The 14,043-nt window shown below is 72.3% G+C and carries 12 protein-coding genes; 9 read left to right on the top strand and 3 right to left on the bottom strand.

Going from position 1 to position 14,043, the window contains the following annotated elements; genetic code table 11:
- Positions 1–114 precede the first annotated feature (114 nt).
- Positions 115–1,041 carry a tyrosine recombinase XerC gene (locus AB0316_RS12030; protein WP_366273243.1) on the top strand — a complete coding sequence of 309 codons (927 nt, stop codon included), beginning with the start codon at positions 115–117 and terminating at the stop codon, positions 1,039–1,041.
- A gap of 68 nt (positions 1,042–1,109) precedes the next feature.
- On the opposite strand, the gene AB0316_RS12035 is transcribed toward AB0316_RS12030, so the two are convergent.
- The 3 genes from AB0316_RS12035 to AB0316_RS12045 all read right to left on the bottom strand — a co-directional run bounded on the left by AB0316_RS12035 (position 1,110) and on the right by AB0316_RS12045 (position 5,201).
- Complete coding sequence (locus AB0316_RS12035) at positions 1,110–1,667, bottom strand: M23 family metallopeptidase (RefSeq protein ID WP_366273244.1); 558 nt, start codon at positions 1,665–1,667, stop codon at positions 1,110–1,112.
- 263 nt (positions 1,668–1,930) lie between these two features.
- Positions 1,931–3,094, bottom strand: a complete 1,164-nt coding sequence (locus AB0316_RS12040; RefSeq protein ID WP_366273245.1) for a pyridoxal phosphate-dependent aminotransferase — start codon at positions 3,092–3,094, stop codon at positions 1,931–1,933.
- Positions 3,095–3,272: 178 nt separating this feature from the next.
- Positions 3,273–5,201: a DUF6541 family protein gene (locus AB0316_RS12045; RefSeq protein ID WP_366273246.1), complete on the bottom strand. Its 1,929-nt coding sequence runs from the start codon at positions 5,199–5,201 to the stop codon at positions 3,273–3,275.
- 286 nt (positions 5,202–5,487) lie between these two features.
- Here AB0316_RS12045 and rpsB point away from each other — a divergent pair, with 286 nt between their 5' ends.
- From rpsB to AB0316_RS12085, 8 genes are all read left to right on the top strand, one after another.
- Positions 5,488–6,399 (top strand): 30S ribosomal protein S2, encoded by a 912-nt coding sequence (rpsB, locus tag AB0316_RS12050; RefSeq protein ID WP_366273247.1) that lies wholly within the window; start codon positions 5,488–5,490, stop codon positions 6,397–6,399.
- A gap of 64 nt (positions 6,400–6,463) precedes the next feature.
- The gene (gene tsf, locus AB0316_RS12055) at positions 6,464–7,294 is read left to right on the top strand and encodes a translation elongation factor Ts (protein WP_366273248.1); all 831 of its coding nucleotides are present in this window, start codon (positions 6,464–6,466) and stop codon (positions 7,292–7,294) included.
- A 203-nt stretch (positions 7,295–7,497) separates the two neighbouring features.
- Positions 7,498–8,259, top strand: a complete 762-nt coding sequence (locus AB0316_RS12060) for a hypothetical protein (protein WP_366273249.1) — start codon at positions 7,498–7,500, stop codon at positions 8,257–8,259.
- A gap of 146 nt (positions 8,260–8,405) precedes the next feature.
- Positions 8,406–9,653, top strand: a complete 1,248-nt coding sequence (locus AB0316_RS12065; protein ID WP_366273250.1) for an FAD/NAD(P)-binding oxidoreductase — start codon at positions 8,406–8,408, stop codon at positions 9,651–9,653.
- Positions 9,654–9,674: 21 nt separating this feature from the next.
- Positions 9,675–9,989 (top strand): TusE/DsrC/DsvC family sulfur relay protein, encoded by a 315-nt coding sequence (locus AB0316_RS12070; protein WP_366273251.1) that lies wholly within the window; start codon positions 9,675–9,677, stop codon positions 9,987–9,989.
- Positions 9,989–10,513: a DsrE/DsrF/DrsH-like family protein gene (locus tag AB0316_RS12075; RefSeq protein ID WP_366273252.1), complete on the top strand. Its 525-nt coding sequence runs from the start codon at positions 9,989–9,991 to the stop codon at positions 10,511–10,513. Before AB0316_RS12070 ends, AB0316_RS12075 begins: the two co-directional genes overlap by 1 nt.
- Before the next feature lie 69 nt (positions 10,514–10,582).
- Complete coding sequence (locus tag AB0316_RS12080) at positions 10,583–11,347, top strand: response regulator transcription factor (protein WP_366273253.1); 765 nt, start codon at positions 10,583–10,585, stop codon at positions 11,345–11,347.
- Positions 11,344–14,034 (top strand): DUF4153 domain-containing protein, encoded by a 2,691-nt coding sequence (locus tag AB0316_RS12085; RefSeq protein ID WP_366273254.1) that lies wholly within the window; start codon positions 11,344–11,346, stop codon positions 14,032–14,034. Before AB0316_RS12080 ends, AB0316_RS12085 begins: the two co-directional genes overlap by 4 nt.
- Positions 14,035–14,043: the final 9 nt, after the last annotated feature.

A 14,043-nucleotide genomic window follows, 5' to 3' on the forward strand; every position in this document is an offset into this window, starting at 1 on the left:
GCTGCCACGGGGTGAGCTGCCACGGGGGCCCTCCGGGGCGGGCTTGCCAAGGACGCGCGCCTTTGCGATGGTGCGCAAGTGACGGATGTGGCGCGGCCCCGAGAGGACGGCGAGGTGGGCGAAGAGGTGGAGGCGCTCCAGCACCACTCCGAGCTGCTCCACGCCTTCTCCCGTCACCTCGGTGCCGAGCGCGGACGTTCGGCCCACACCCGGCGTGCCTATCTCGGCGACGTCCGTCACCTGCTCGCCTTCGCCGCGGAGCAGGGCATCGGGGAGATCGGTGAGCTGCGCATCGGTGACCTCCGGTCGTGGCTGGGAGCGCAGGCCGATGCCGGCGCCGCCCGCGCCACGATCGCGCGGCGCGCCGCCTCCGCCCGCACCTTCCTGCGGTGGGCCGAGCACACCGGGCGTATCGCCACCGACCCCTCCCTGCGGCTGGTGGCGCCGAGGCGGCAGGCGCACCTTCCCGAGGTCCTGCGCCAGGGCGAGGCGAGCGCGCTGCTCGACCTGGCAGCGACGCGCGCCGACGACGACGACCCCGTCCACGTCCGGGACCGGGCGATGCTGGAGCTGCTCTACGCCAGCGGGATCCGGGTCGGCGAGCTCGCGGCCCTCGACATCGACGACGTGGACCGAGGGCAGGACGTCGTGCGCGTCATGGGCAAGGGGGCCAAGGAGCGCATCGTGCCTTTTGGCGCCCCGGCACGACGTGCCATCGAGGCCTGGCTGGCTGTCCGCCCGCGTCTCGTGCGGGACCACTCGGGGCCGGCGCTCTTCCTCGGCCGGCGCGGACGGCGCGTCGACACCCGCCAGGTGCGCTCGGCGGTGCACGAGCTGCTCTCGCACCTCCCGGACGCGCCCGACCTCGGCCCGCACGGTCTTCGGCACAGCGCCGCCACCCACCTGCTCGAAGGTGGCGCCGACCTGCGCATGGTGCAGGAGATCCTCGGCCACGCCAGCCTCGCCACGACCCAGATCTACACGCACGTGTCGGTCGACCGGCTGCGCCGCAGCTACGAGCAGGCACACCCGCGCGCCTGAGATCCCGACACGGCGGCGCACGGCCGGCCGAATGGGCCGTCCGGAGCGCGCCGGGCGTGGGCGGCGCCTCAGGTCAGGGGGAGCAGGACCACCCGGGCCCGGCCGACGAACGACAGCGGGTCCAGGTAGGTCTCTCCGCGCAACACACCCCAGTGCACGCAGGTGCGAGGAGCGCAGTGCCCAGGGGTGGAGGTCACGGCACCGACCGCCTCCCCACGACGGAGCACGGTGCCCACCGGCACGGAAGCAGCCACCGGCTCGAAGGTGCTCCGCAGGCCGTCGTCGTGCGACACCACGACGACGGACCGCCCCGCGATGACGCCGGCCCAGGTGACCTGGCCGTCCGTCGGAGCCAGCACCCGCTGGCCCTTGGTAGCGGCCAGGTCGAGGCCGCGGTGTCCCGGCAGCCACGGCTGGTCGGGCCGGTCGAAGCGTCGCGCCACCTCCGGCCGAGGCTGCAGCGGCCACGCCCACCGACCGGTCGCCGTGCGATCACCCGGTGTACTCGGCCCGGCGGCCGGCGCCGTGGGGGCAACCGCCGCGAGGTCGCTGGGCGGCCCTGCGCCCGCCGAGGTCGCAGCGGCGGCGGTGAGCACCACTGCCAGGAGTCCCGAGCCGATCGACATCTCCCCATGCTCGGCGGCGGAGCCTCCCGGATGGGGTGACACCGTCCTGCGCTGTGGGAAACCGCAGATGCGGCCGCAGGGTGTGGACGACCAGCCCCTCGAGAGCGCACTTCGTCACAGTCGAGTGTGCGGGCAACCCCACCAGTCACACAGCGCGTGAGTCGGATGGGGCGGGGTGCTCTCGATTGGGGCGGGGCGCGCTGTCGTGTGGGGCGGGGTGCGCTCTCGAATGGGGCCGGGCGCGGTCTCGAGTGGGGCGCGGGCTACGCCCGACCGGCGGCGGCGAGACGCCGGCTGGCCTCCACGAGGACGTCGTCCTGCTTGCAGAAGGCGAAGCGGACGAGCGTGCGCGCCGCCTCCTGGTTGTCGTGGAAGACCGACACCGGCACACCCACCACCCCGGCGAGCCCCGGCAGCCGGCGTGCGAACTCCAGCCCGTCCACCGCGCCGAGCGGTGCCGCGTCCGCGATCACGAAGTAGGTGCCCGCCGGGCGCGACACCTGCAGACCGGAGGCGGCGAGCGCCGAGCACAGTAGGTCACGCTTGGCCTGCAGCGAGTCGCGCAGGCCGGCATACACGTCGTCACCGAGCCCGAGCGCGACGGCGACGGCCGGTTGGAACGGGCCCGACGCGACGAAGGTGAGGAACTGCTTGACGGTGCGGGCTGCGCTGACGGCCTCGGCCGGCCCCGAGAGCCACCCGACCTTCCAGCCCGTCGCCGAGAAGGTCTTGCCCGCGGAGCTGATCGTGATCGTGCGATCGAACATGCCGGGCAGCGTGGCCATGGGCACGTGCTCGGCTCCGTCGAAGACGAGGTGCTCGTACACCTCGTCTGTGACCACCCACGCGTCGTGCTCGCGCGCCAGCTCGGCGACGAGCTCGAGCTCGGCGCGGGTGAAGACCTTCCCCGTCGGGTTGTGTGGGGTGTTGAGCAGCACAAGGCGGGTCCGCGCCGAGAAGGCCGCCCGCAGCGACGCCTCGTCGACCGCGAAGTCGGGGAAGCGCAGCACCGACGTGCGGCGGGTCGCGCCGGCGAGGGCGATCGTCGCGGCATACGAGTCGTAATAGGGCTCGAAGGTGACGACCTCGTCGCCGGGCTCGCACAGCGCGAGCACGACGGCGGCGATCGCCTCGGTGGCCCCTGCCGTGACCAGGACCTGCGACGAGGGGTCGAGCGCCAGGCCGTAGAAGCGCCGCTGGTGCTCGGCGACGGCGTCGAGCAGCTCCGGCACGCCGGCCCCCGGCGGGTACTGGTTGCGACCGCCGTCGATGGCCGCCTTCGCCGCATCGAGCATCTCCCGCGGGCCGTCGGTGTCGGGGAAGCCCTGCCCGAGGTTGATGCTGCCGGTGCGCTGGGCGAGTGCCGACATCTCGGCGAAGATCGTGGGCCCGAAGGGGTGCATCCGGGAGATCAGCGGCGTCCTCATGGGCCGAGCGTAGCCACGGAGCCTGCGCCTCCCCGGCCGCGGACCCCTGACCAGGCGCGGAGACCCCGCCTGGTCAGGGGTCCGGGCGGGATCTCCATCCACCCCATCGTCGGGCGGCCGCACCGCGTTACACGCCCTCGCCGTTGGGGGTGTGCCGGGCGTATGCCGTCCGGCCGGCTCAGGACGTCGCCGGGCTCCCGGAGCCGCCGCCCAGGCCGCACCCGGTGACGCGGTAGAGGGTGTACTCGCCGTCCGTGCGCACCGCCTGGACACCGTCGACCTTGTCGAGGTCCTTCAGGCCCGAGGACCGCTCCGGCTTGTCGAGCCAGTAGACGTGGCTCGAGTCGATGGCCCAGCGGACGTTGTTGCGGACCAGGGCCTCGCACACGTCGGGCCGCTGCGCCATGTTGTCGAAGCCGGTGCCGATGAGGATCTGGTCTCCGGTCGTCGGGATGGGGATGGAGCGGTAGAGCGTGTCGGTGCCGAAGAGCGGCCACATGAGCGGCGAGCCGTTCTCGGGCCGTCCCACGACGGCCTGGCCCGTCGGGATGAGCTGCGCCAGTCGGGCGAGGGACTGCTGCTCCTGCTCGCTGAGGATGACCTTCTTGGGGTCGTCCGGCTGGAAGAAGCCGGTCAGCATGTCGTCCCGGGTCCCGCCGTTGAGCCCGAGGGTCAGCACAGGGATGACGAGCACGGCGACGACCGCGGCCAGCAGGGGCCGTCGTCCGATCGCCGGCACCCGGGAGAGCAGCGCCCGCGCGGCCGGCGCTGCGGCGGCCACGATGACGACGCCCGGCACGGCAGCCAGCGAGGCCAGCCGGACCTTGTCGTTGTACCAGTAGCCGGTGAGCAGCGCGGTCCACGACATCGTCGACCACGCCGCGAGCACGTAGAGCACGATGCACGCCACCCACATGGCCACGACCGGAAGGGCAGCGCGGGCACGCAGCACGATCCAGCCGATTCCCAGGACCAGCAGCACGAGCAGGCCCCAGAGCACCGCGGAGATCAGCACGCGGCCCCCGACGACCTCGACGAGCGCGGTCCACACGGAGACCTTGTTGTCCCACTGGTAGGACTGCGTCGAGGCGAGCTGGGCCGAGACCGACGGGGCCGCGACCAGACCGGCCGCGACGAGCACGGCCACGATGCCGAGGTCCCTGGCCACAACGAGCCAGGAGACGTGGTGCAGCAGCCCGGCGCGCAGCCGGGCGGTGGCGAACCACACGAGGGCGAACACCACGAGGGCGACGAGCGCGTTGGGCTGGATGAGCGCGAGGCCCGGCATCGCGGCCACGAAGGCCAGCCACTGGCCGACCCGGCCCGAGCGCGCGGCCTGCAGCATCAGGGCGAGGGCGCCGGGGGTCAGCGCGGTCGCCATGAGGTTGGGCCACAGCACCCCCCAGCCGAGGAGGGTCGTCGGGAAGGCGATGAAGGCCGCCGAGGCGAACCCGGCGGCATACGTCACGAGGCGCGAGGTGCCCAGCGCGTGCCGGACGAGCGCCACGCATCCCACGGGCCACGCCACGGCCGCGAGCACGATGGTGGCGACGTTCGTCCCCGGGAGCACCCCGGCGCTGCCCGGCAGCAGGCCCGTCGCCACCCACGCGTGGAAGCCATTGGGATAGAAGGTCGGGTTGACGATCGAGAAGTTGCCGGACTCGAGGAAGGTCTTGATCCGGCCCAGGTGGTAGACGGCGTCGGGGGAGTCGACGAGCTGGTCGGGCCGGCCGATCGCGGGCAGGATCGTCGCGAGGGCGAGGACGGCGCCGATCGCGATGGCGACGACGGCGTCGGGGCGCGGACGGCCCAACAGGCGCCGGGCCGGGTGCAGGTCGGTGTCGTGGCGGCCGAAGAGTCGCCGGGCCAGCCACGCCACCGCGACGGACACCAGCGTCACGACGAGGAGCGGCACGAGGCCCCAGCGGACGCCGACGCGCTGGGCCACGGTCGCGAAGGCGGCGATGATGCCGGTGGAGACGGCGGGCGAGACGGCCAGCGCCTCGAGCCCACGGGCGCCGAGGGCACGCACGACGAGCCAGCCGGGCAGGAACAGCACCACCGTGAGGACGACGAAGGTCGGGACCGTGTCCACCCAGTGAGCCATGCGGGCCATTGTGGCGGGTGTCCGCGATTTCACCACGACCCGGGTCAGCCCGTAGCATGGTCTGCGGTCACGTGTGCCTGCGCACGCGGGGCCTAAATTCGCGCGTCTTCTGCCGGTCCGCCGGACCGGGTCGCACCACGGCAGTCCCCACCTTCGGGCGGGGCGGGGTGCGTCAGGCGCCAGGAGTGAGGTCGTACGCCGCCCGCCGGGTCACGTGCTCCACGTGGCCCCGAGCGTCGCCCGCCCACGCACAACTGACAACAACGACACAAGGGAGAACACGGCAATGGCCGTCGTCACCATGCGCCAGCTCCTCGAGAGCGGCGTCCACTTCGGGCACCAGACCCGTCGCTGGAACCCGAAGATGAAGCGCTTCATCATGACCGAGCGCAACGGCATCTACATCATCGACCTGCAGCAGTCGCTGACGTACATCAACAACGCCTACGAGTTCGTCAAGGAGACGGTCGCCCACGGCGGCACCATCCTCTTCGTCGGCACGAAGAAGCAGGCCCAGGAGCCCGTCGCCGAGCAGGCGACCCGCGTCGGCATGCCGTACGTCAACCACCGCTGGCTCGGTGGCATGCTCACCAACTTCCAGACGATCTCCAAGCGCCTCACGCGCCTCAAGGAGCTCGAGGAGCTGAACTTCGACGACGTGGCCGGCTCGGGCTACACGAAGAAGGAGCTGCTCATCCTCAAGCGCGAGAAGGACAAGCTCGAGAAGACCCTCGGCGGCATCCGCACGATGGCCAAGGTCCCCTCGGCCGTGTGGATCGTCGACACGAAGAAGGAGCACCTCGCCGTCGACGAGGCCCGCAAGCTCGGCCTGCCGGTCATCGCGATCCTCGACACGAACTGCGACCCCGACGAGGTCGACTACAAGATCCCCGGCAACGACGACGCGATCCGCTCCGTCACGCTGCTGACGCGGGTCATCGCTGACGCCGTGGCCGACGGCCTGGTCCAGCGCTCGTCCGGCAAGACCGGTGCCGACGCGCAGGCCGAGGAGCCGCTGGCCGAGTGGGAGCGCGAGCTCTACGCCGAGGCCGCTGCCGCGACCGAGACCGCTCCGGTCGAGACGCCGGCCCCCGAGGTCGCCGCCGAGATCGCGATCGACGCCCCCGCCGAGGCTCCGGCAGAGGCTCCTGCCGAGGCCCCCGCTGCTGACGCGACGGCCGGTGCCGAGCAGGCCTGAGCCTGTCGGCCGACCGCCCCAGCACCCAAGTCAATCTCCACTGACGAAAAGAGCGATACAGAGCATGGCGAACTACACCGCCGCTGACATCAAGGCGCTGCGCGAGCAGACCGGCGCCGGCATGATGGACGTCAAGAAGGCGCTCGACGAGGCCGACGGCGACCGCGCCAAGGCCGTCGAGATCCTTCGCGTCAAGGGCCTCAAGGGCGTCACGAAGCGTGAGGGCCGCTCGGCCTCCAACGGCCTCGTGACCGCCCAGGCCGCCGACGGCGTCGGCACGCTGGTCGAGGTCAACTGCGAGACCGACTTCGTCGCCAAGGGCGAGAAGTTCATCGCCCTGGCCGACCAGGTCCTCGCGCAGGCCGTCGCCTCCGGCGCGACCGACGCCGACTCGCTCCTCAAGAGCAACCTCGAGGACGGCCGCACCGTCCAGGAGCTGCTCGACGAGGCCAACGCCACCATCGGCGAGAAGATCGAGGTCCGCCGCGTGGCGCGCCTCGAGGGCGAGAAGGTCGTCTCCTACCTGCACAAGACGAGCCCCGACCTGCCCGCGCAGATCGGTGTCCTCGTGGCCCTCGAGGGCGGCGACGACACCGTCGGCCGCGACGTCGCGATGCACATCGCGGCGTTCAGCCCGACGGTACTCTCGCGCGACGAGGTCCCGGCCGAGACGGTCGAGAACGAGCGTCGCGTCGCCGAGGCCACGGCCAAGGAGGAGGGCAAGCCCGAGGCCGCCCTTCCCCGCATCGTCGAGGGCCGCGTCAACGGCTTCTTCAAGGAGAACGTCCTGCTCGAGCAGGCCTTCGCCAAGGACGCCAAGAAGACGGTCGGCAAGGTGCTCGAGGAGGGCGGCGCCACGGCGAAGTCCTTCGCGCGCTTCCGCGTCGGCCAGTGAGGTCCTGACCTCCTCGCGCACTCGCGCAGCACGACCACGTATGCCGGTCGCTCCCTCGGGGGCGACCGGCATCGTCGTGTCCGGGCCCGGTCTCCGGCGCCCCGGCGTGCCTCAGGGCGCGGTGGGTCCCCGCCGACGCCGTGAGTCGCGCAGGCCCCGGGGTAGGGGATGCGCACATCCGAAGCGGGAGTGAAGGAGACGTGATGGGTGCGCAGGACCAGAGGCCCCAGGTGTTCGAGGCGGGCGCGACCGAGGCGCGCGACAGGTCGGTGGAGCAGCCGGTGGACCAGCAGGGCGCGGAGGAAGGCCCGGAGACCTCGGGCGCCCTCGTCGAGGTGCCGGCGCGCGAGGTCGTCCCGGCGGATGATGGCAACGGAGCGGACGAGGGCGTGCCCATCGACGCGGACGACGACCGGACTCCGCGCTACCACGACGCCGGAGCGGCCAGCACGTCAGAGCATGAGGCGGGGGCCATCACCGCGACGACGGCCCTCGTGGGCGAGGCCGGCGACATGGGCCAGGCAGGCGGCGCAGGCGACCAGGGCGACGACGACGGGGGCGGCGACGAAGGCGACCTCGGTGCCGGCCCCGACGGAGGACATGTTCGCGTGGGGGAGGAGACCTCGAGCTCGATCAGGTACTCCCAGGAGATCACGTCCCCCGAGGAAGGGCCGGAACGTGAGGGCCGTAGTCTCGCCACCACGCACCACGAGGTCATCAAGGAGTGGGCGGGGGAACGCGGCGCGACCCCGGCGACCGTGGACGGCACGGAGCACGGCGACCACCTGGGAGTGCTGCGCCTGGACTTCAGTGGAGACAACGCGAACCTGCGGCACGTCAGCTGGGAGGAGTGGTTCGAGACCTTCGACGTCCGGCGGCTGAACTTCATCTACCAGGAGAACCGGCGCGACGGACGGCAGTCGAACTTCTTCCGCCTGGAGAGCCCGGACCGCGAGGACGGCTGAGGCACCGGCTCGCGGTGCCGGCGCACCCGTCAGCGTTCGGTCGGACGCAGAGTTCCGGTCACCGCGGGGGACGTGTCTCGGAGGTCACACCGGCGCTGTTCCGTGGTTCACAGCCCGCGGCATACCCGCAGGGGTACCGTCGAAGCATGACCACCTCCACGAAGTCACTCGTGGTCCTGGGAGCGGGCACGGCCGGCACCATGGTCGTCAACAAGCTGAGGCACCGCCTCCCCGCCGGCGAGTGGCACATCACCGTCGTCGACAAGGACGACGTCCACGACTACCAGCCGGGCTACCTCTTCCTGCCCTTCGGGCTCATCGAGCCGGAGCAGGTCAGGCGCAGTCGGCACTCGCTCATCGCCGACGGAGTCGAGCTCGTGCTCGGCGACGTCGACCGCGTGGACCCGGAGGTCCGCGAGGTCGCGCTCGTCGACGGCCGGACCCTCGGCTACGACGAGCTCGTCATCGCCACCGGGACCGCTCCGCGTCCCGACCAGACGCCCGGGATGCTCGGGCCCGATTGGCACCGCAGCGTCGGGGAGTTCTACACGTACGAGGGCGCGATGGCCCTGCGTGAGTCGCTGGCGGGCTTCTCGGGCGGGCGCCTCGTCGTGCACGTCACGGAGATGCCGATCAAGTGCCCCGTGGCGCCCCTGGAGTTCACCTTCCTCGCCGAGGACCACCTGCGCCGCCGCGGCCTGCGCGACCGGACCGAGATCGTCTTCGTGACCCCGCTCGACGGCGCCTTCACCAAGCCGGTCGCGAGCCGGGAGCTCGGGCACCTGCTGGCCGACAAGGGAATCACGCTCGAGACCGACTTCATGGTCGAGCACATCGACCAGGAGCGTCGTGTCCTCGTCTCCTACGACGAGCGCGAGGTCGACTACGACCAGCTCGTGACGATCCCGCTCAACATGGGCGCCGAGTTCGTCGCCCGCTCGGGGCTGGGCGACGAGCTGAACTACGTCCCGGTCGACAAGCACACGCTGCTCTCGACCGAGCACCCCTCGATCTTCGTGCTCGGCGACGCGAGCAACATCCCGACGTCGAAGGCCGGCTCCGTCGCCCACTTCTCCGTCGAGGTCTTCGTCGAGAACTTCCTGCAGCACATCCGCGGGCAGCGCATGACCCACTCGTTCGACGGCCACGCCAACTGCTTCGTCGAGTCGGGCGGCGGCAAGGCCATGCTCCTCGACTTCAACTACGACACCGAGCCGCTGACCGGCACGTTCCCGCTGCCGAGGCTGGGGCCGATGACCCTGCTCAAGGAGTCGCGCGCAAACCACCTCGGCAAGCTCGCGTTCCGCCACATCTACTGGAACCTCCTGCTCCCCGGACGACCCCTCGGCCTGCCCGCGCAGATGTCGATGGCGGGGAAGGTCCCCGCCGCGTAACCGCAGACAAGGAGCGGCACCATGCCCACCACGACGATCGCCGGCCATGCCGTCGAGGTCAACGACGAGGGCTTCCTGACCCGTCCCGACCAGTGGTCGGACGACCTCGGGTCCGAGCTCGCGAGGCTCATCGGGATCGACATGACCGACGAGCACTGGAAGCTCGTGCACTTCCTCCGCGAGGACTTCGCCCGGCAGGGGGAGACGGCCACCCTGCGGCGGGTCAGCACCCAGACCGGGACGCCCGTCAAGTCCATCTTCGAGCTCTTCCCCGCCAAGCCCGCCAAGAAGATGGCCTACGTCGCGGGCCTGCCCAAGCCGAAGGGATGTGTGTGATGACCACCGACACGGCAACGCCGACCACCGCCCCCCTCGTCCCGTCCTTCGACACCCCGGCGTCAGAGGGCCGCAAGCTCGCCATCATCTGCAGCAAGGGCAACCTCGACATGGCCTACCCGGGGCTGATCCTCGCCAACGCCGCGCTCGGGGAGGGGGTCGAGACGCACCTGTTCTTCACCTTCTGGGGCTTCGACATGATCAACACCAAGACCGCCGGAGACCTGAAGTTCACGATGCTCGGCAACACGGCGACCCACCTTCCGCAGGGCCTCGGCGGCATGCCCGGCATGACGCACCTCGCCACGTCGCAGCTGAAGAAGTCGATCGCCGAGCTGGACGTCCCCGAGGTGCCCGAGTTCCTCGACCAGATCGTCGCCTCGGGCGGCCACCTGTGGGCCTGCCGCATGTCGGCGGACATGCAGCACCTGACCGAGGCCGACCTTCGCGAGGACGTCGAGGGGATCATCTCCGCGTCGGACTTCATCGAGCTGACCGAGGGCGCGCAGCTGCTCTTCATCTGAGCGGGTCTTCACAGCATCTCCACACGTCGCGCCCTCGCCACCCCCACGGCCGCTCCTAGGCTCTGGGACATGGAACAGGGGTATGCCGTGGGGTCGCCACGCGAGGAGCCGCCGACGCTGCTCGTCGTCGAGGACGACCCGACCATCAACCAGGCCCTCACCGATCGCTTTGCGGCCGAAGGCTTCCGGGTCGTGCAGGCCTTCGACGGCCCTGGTGCCGTGACGGCGCACGAGCAGCACGCGCCCGACCTCGTCGTGCTCGACCTCATGCTGCCCGGCTTCGACGGGCTGGAGGTGTGCCGACGGGTCCACGCGCTGCGTCCCGTGCCGGTGCTCATGCTGACGGCCCGTGCCGACGAGACCGACCTGCTCGTCGGGCTCGGCGTGGGCGCCGACGACTACGTCACCAAGCCCTTCCGGATGCGCGAGGTCGTGGCCCGGGTCCGCGCACTGCTGCGCCGCGTCGACCGGGCGCGCGAGATCGCGGCTGCGCAGCAGCCGCTGCTCGTGGTCGGCGACCTCACCATCGACCGCAGCACGCGCCGCGTCGCCGTTCGGGGTGCGTCGGTGCACCTGACGCCGCTCGAGTTCGACCTGCTCGTGGCCCTGGCGGAGGAGCCGGGGGCCGTTCGCGCCCGAGACGAGCTGATGCGCGAGGTGTGGGGGTGGGCCGACGCGGGCCGGACGCGCACACTCGACAGCCACGTCAAGTCGCTGCGCGCCAAGATCGGCGCCGCCCGGGTGCGCACCGTCCACGGGGTCGGCTACGCGCTGGAGGCGGATCCGCGCGAGGCTCAGCCGCCCGGTCCGGTGACGCAGGCGGCGCGGCCGTGAACCCGGACCGGCCCCTCGACGGGGTCCGCTCGATCAAGGCGAAGCTCGGGCTGCTCGTCGCCGTCAGCATCGTCGCAGCCGCCCTGGTCTCGACCATCGGTGACCGCGCCGGGGTGCCGGGCTGGTTCACCCTGCCCGTGACCGTCGTGGCCGCGCTCGGCGTCACGCAGTGGTTGGCCCGCGGGATGACCTCGCCGCTGCGCGAGATGACCGCTGCCGCGGCGAGGATGGCGACCGGCGACTACTCCCGGCGCGTCACCGCCACGTCCGCCGACGAGGTCGGCGTCCTCGCTCACGCGTTCAACACCATGGCGGCTGACCTCGCCGGCGCGGACTCCCAGCGCCGCCAGCTCGTGGCGACCGTCTCGCACGAGCTGAGGACCCCCCTGGCCGCCCAGCAGGCGCTGCTCGAGAACCTCGTCGACGGCGTCGTCCGGCCCGACGACGCCGTCCTACGGAGCGCGCTCGCACAGGCCGAGCGCCTCGGGGCCCTCGTCGGCGACCTGCTCGACCTCAGCCGGGTCGACGGCGGCCGCACACCGCTCGCGCTCTCGGCCGTGGACGTGCGCGAGCTCGTCGAGGCGGCCGTCGCCGAGGCCGGGGTGTCCCGGCGCGGCACCGTCCACCACGTCGACGTGCCGGCGGGACTGAAGGTCACGGCCGACCCGGCCCGCCTGGCCCAGCTGCTGGCCAACCTCCTCGACAATGCCGACCGGCACAGCCCGCCCGGTGGCCGGGTCACGGTCTCGGCCGGGCCGGACGGCGCCGACCGGTGGTGGCTCCTCGTCGCCGACGAGGGCGACGGCGTCCCGGAGGAGCACGCCGACCGCATCTTCGACCGGTTCGGTTCCGGCGACGACTCGGGTGGAGGCACCGGCATCGGCCTGGCCATCGCGAGCTGGGTGTGCGAGCTGCACGGCGGATCCATCGCCTCGCTCCGACCCGACCCGGGGGAGCACGGAGCCCGCTTCCGGGCCGTGCTGCCCCGGACACCGGGACCCACCCTCTCGCGCCCCCATGTGCCCGACGCGCCCGACGCGCCCGACCCGCAGGAGACCACCGTGCCATCGCCCACCCAGTCCCGAGCCGGCGTTGCGACGTCCGCCGAGGGCGGTCGGGGCGCGAGCTCTGCGCCGACGCAAGGAGACGTGTCCGCGGCGCCCAAGCCCACGGCATACGGCGGCGTCCCGGTAGCGCCGCCGGGTCCCGTCGTCGACTCGCTCTTCGGTGACCTCTGGCCCGAGGCCGGGCTCGCCCCCCAGGTGCGTCTGCTGCTGGGCTGCATGGGGGTCGGCGCCCTGTCGGCCGTCGTGCTGCCCTACCGCCAGTTCGGCCTGGCCCTCTTCGGCGTGCTCGTCCTCGGGGGAGCGGTCCTGTGGCGCACGAGGCGCCACCGCCACTCCCGGTGGACGGCCCTCACGGGCGTCCTGTGCGTCGCACTCGCCTCCCTGTCGGTGCTCCGCGCCGCCGAGTGGCTGACCGTGCTGGCGGTCCTGCTCGGCATCGTCCTGCTGACGACCGCGCTGACCGATGCCCGGCGGCTGCTCCCGCTGCTCGCCGGCGTCGCCTCCTGGCCGCTCGCCGCCGTCCGTGGCCTGCCGCTGCTCGGCCGCACCGTGGCCGCCACCAGCCGGATCCACGTCCTGTGGCCGGTCGTGCGCACGGCGGCCGTCTCGCTCGTGGCGCTCGTCGTCTTCGGTGGACTCTTCGCCTCGGGCGACGCCCTGTTCGGGTCCTGGGCCGGGGCGCTCGTGCCGCACCTCGGCTGGGACAGCCTGGTCTTCCGCACCTTCGTGGGCTTCGTCATGGGCGGTGCGCTCCTCGCCGCGACGTACGTCGCGCTCAACCCGCCGCGCGTCGAGCGTGTCTCGCTGCCGGAGGGACGCCCCGTCGTGCATCCGTGGGAGTGGCTCGTGCCGGTCGCCCTCGTCACCGCCGTCTTCCTCGCCTTCGTCGTCGCCCAGGCCGCGGCGCTGTTCGGCGGACACGACTACATCCAGCGCACCACCGGCCTGACCTATGCCGACTACGTGCACCAGGGCTTCGGCCAGCTCACCGCGGCGACGCTCCTCACCCTGGCGACCGTGGCGCTCGCCGTCCGCAAGGCGCCCCGGTCGAGCCGGCGTGACGCGCTGCGGCTGCGGATCGCCCTCGGGGCCCTGTGCGGGCTGACGCTCCTCGTCGTCGCCTCGGCACTGCACCGCATGGACCTCTACCAGCAGGCGTACGGCTTCACCGTCCTGCGCGTGCTCGTCGACGCCTTCGAGCTGTGGCTGGGCCTGCTCGTCGTGCTCGTCCTCGCCGCCGGGGTGCGCCTGTCGGGGTGGTGGCTGCCCCGGGCCGCCCTCGTGTCGGCGGCGGCCTTCGTGCTCGTCGGCGGCCTGGCGAACCCCGAGGCGTGGGTCGCCCAGCGCAACGTCGAGCGCTTCCAGGCCACGGGCAAGCTCGACCTCGCCTACCTGCGCTCGCTAGGACCGGACGCGACCCCGACGATCGTGGCCGGGCTCCCGCGGGAGGTGTCGGCGTGCATCGTGACGCCCTTGGTCATCGCCGGACGGGAGGCCCGTGAGGACGCGCTGTCGTGGAACCTCGGACGCTCCCGCGAGCGCGCTGTCTCGCTCCCGCCCCTGACCCAGGCCGAGGCGGTGGCCTGCCCGGGGCTGATGGCGTCGAGCTCCGCTCCCTGAGGCAGGATG

Origin of the sequence: Terrabacter sp. NPDC080008 (assembly GCF_040702505.1) — a bacterium.
In the GTDB taxonomy this organism is placed as follows: Bacteria; Actinomycetota; Actinomycetes; order Actinomycetales; family Dermatophilaceae; genus Terrabacter.

Bases quoted from the DNA above. Each gene is read 5' to 3' on its own strand.
- AB0316_RS12035 (WP_366273244.1), bottom strand. From the start codon at position 1,667: ATGTCGATCGGCTCGGGACTCCTGGCAGTGGTGCTCACCGCCGCCGCT.
- AB0316_RS12040 (WP_366273245.1), bottom strand. From the start codon at position 3,094: ATGAGGACGCCGCTGATCTCCCGGATGCACCCCTTCGGGCCCACGATC.
- AB0316_RS12045 (WP_366273246.1), bottom strand. From the start codon at position 5,201: ATGGCTCACTGGGTGGACACGGTCCCGACCTTCGTCGTCCTCACGGTG.
- rpsB (WP_366273247.1), top strand. From the start codon at position 5,488: ATGGCCGTCGTCACCATGCGCCAGCTCCTCGAGAGCGGCGTCCACTTC.
- tsf (WP_366273248.1), top strand. From the start codon at position 6,464: ATGGCGAACTACACCGCCGCTGACATCAAGGCGCTGCGCGAGCAGACC.
- AB0316_RS12060 (WP_366273249.1), top strand. From the start codon at position 7,498: ATGGGTGCGCAGGACCAGAGGCCCCAGGTGTTCGAGGCGGGCGCGACC.
- AB0316_RS12065 (WP_366273250.1), top strand. From the start codon at position 8,406: ATGACCACCTCCACGAAGTCACTCGTGGTCCTGGGAGCGGGCACGGCC.
- AB0316_RS12070 (WP_366273251.1), top strand. From the start codon at position 9,675: ATGCCCACCACGACGATCGCCGGCCATGCCGTCGAGGTCAACGACGAG.
- AB0316_RS12075 (WP_366273252.1), top strand. From the start codon at position 9,989: ATGACCACCGACACGGCAACGCCGACCACCGCCCCCCTCGTCCCGTCC.
- AB0316_RS12080 (WP_366273253.1), top strand. From the start codon at position 10,583: ATGGAACAGGGGTATGCCGTGGGGTCGCCACGCGAGGAGCCGCCGACG.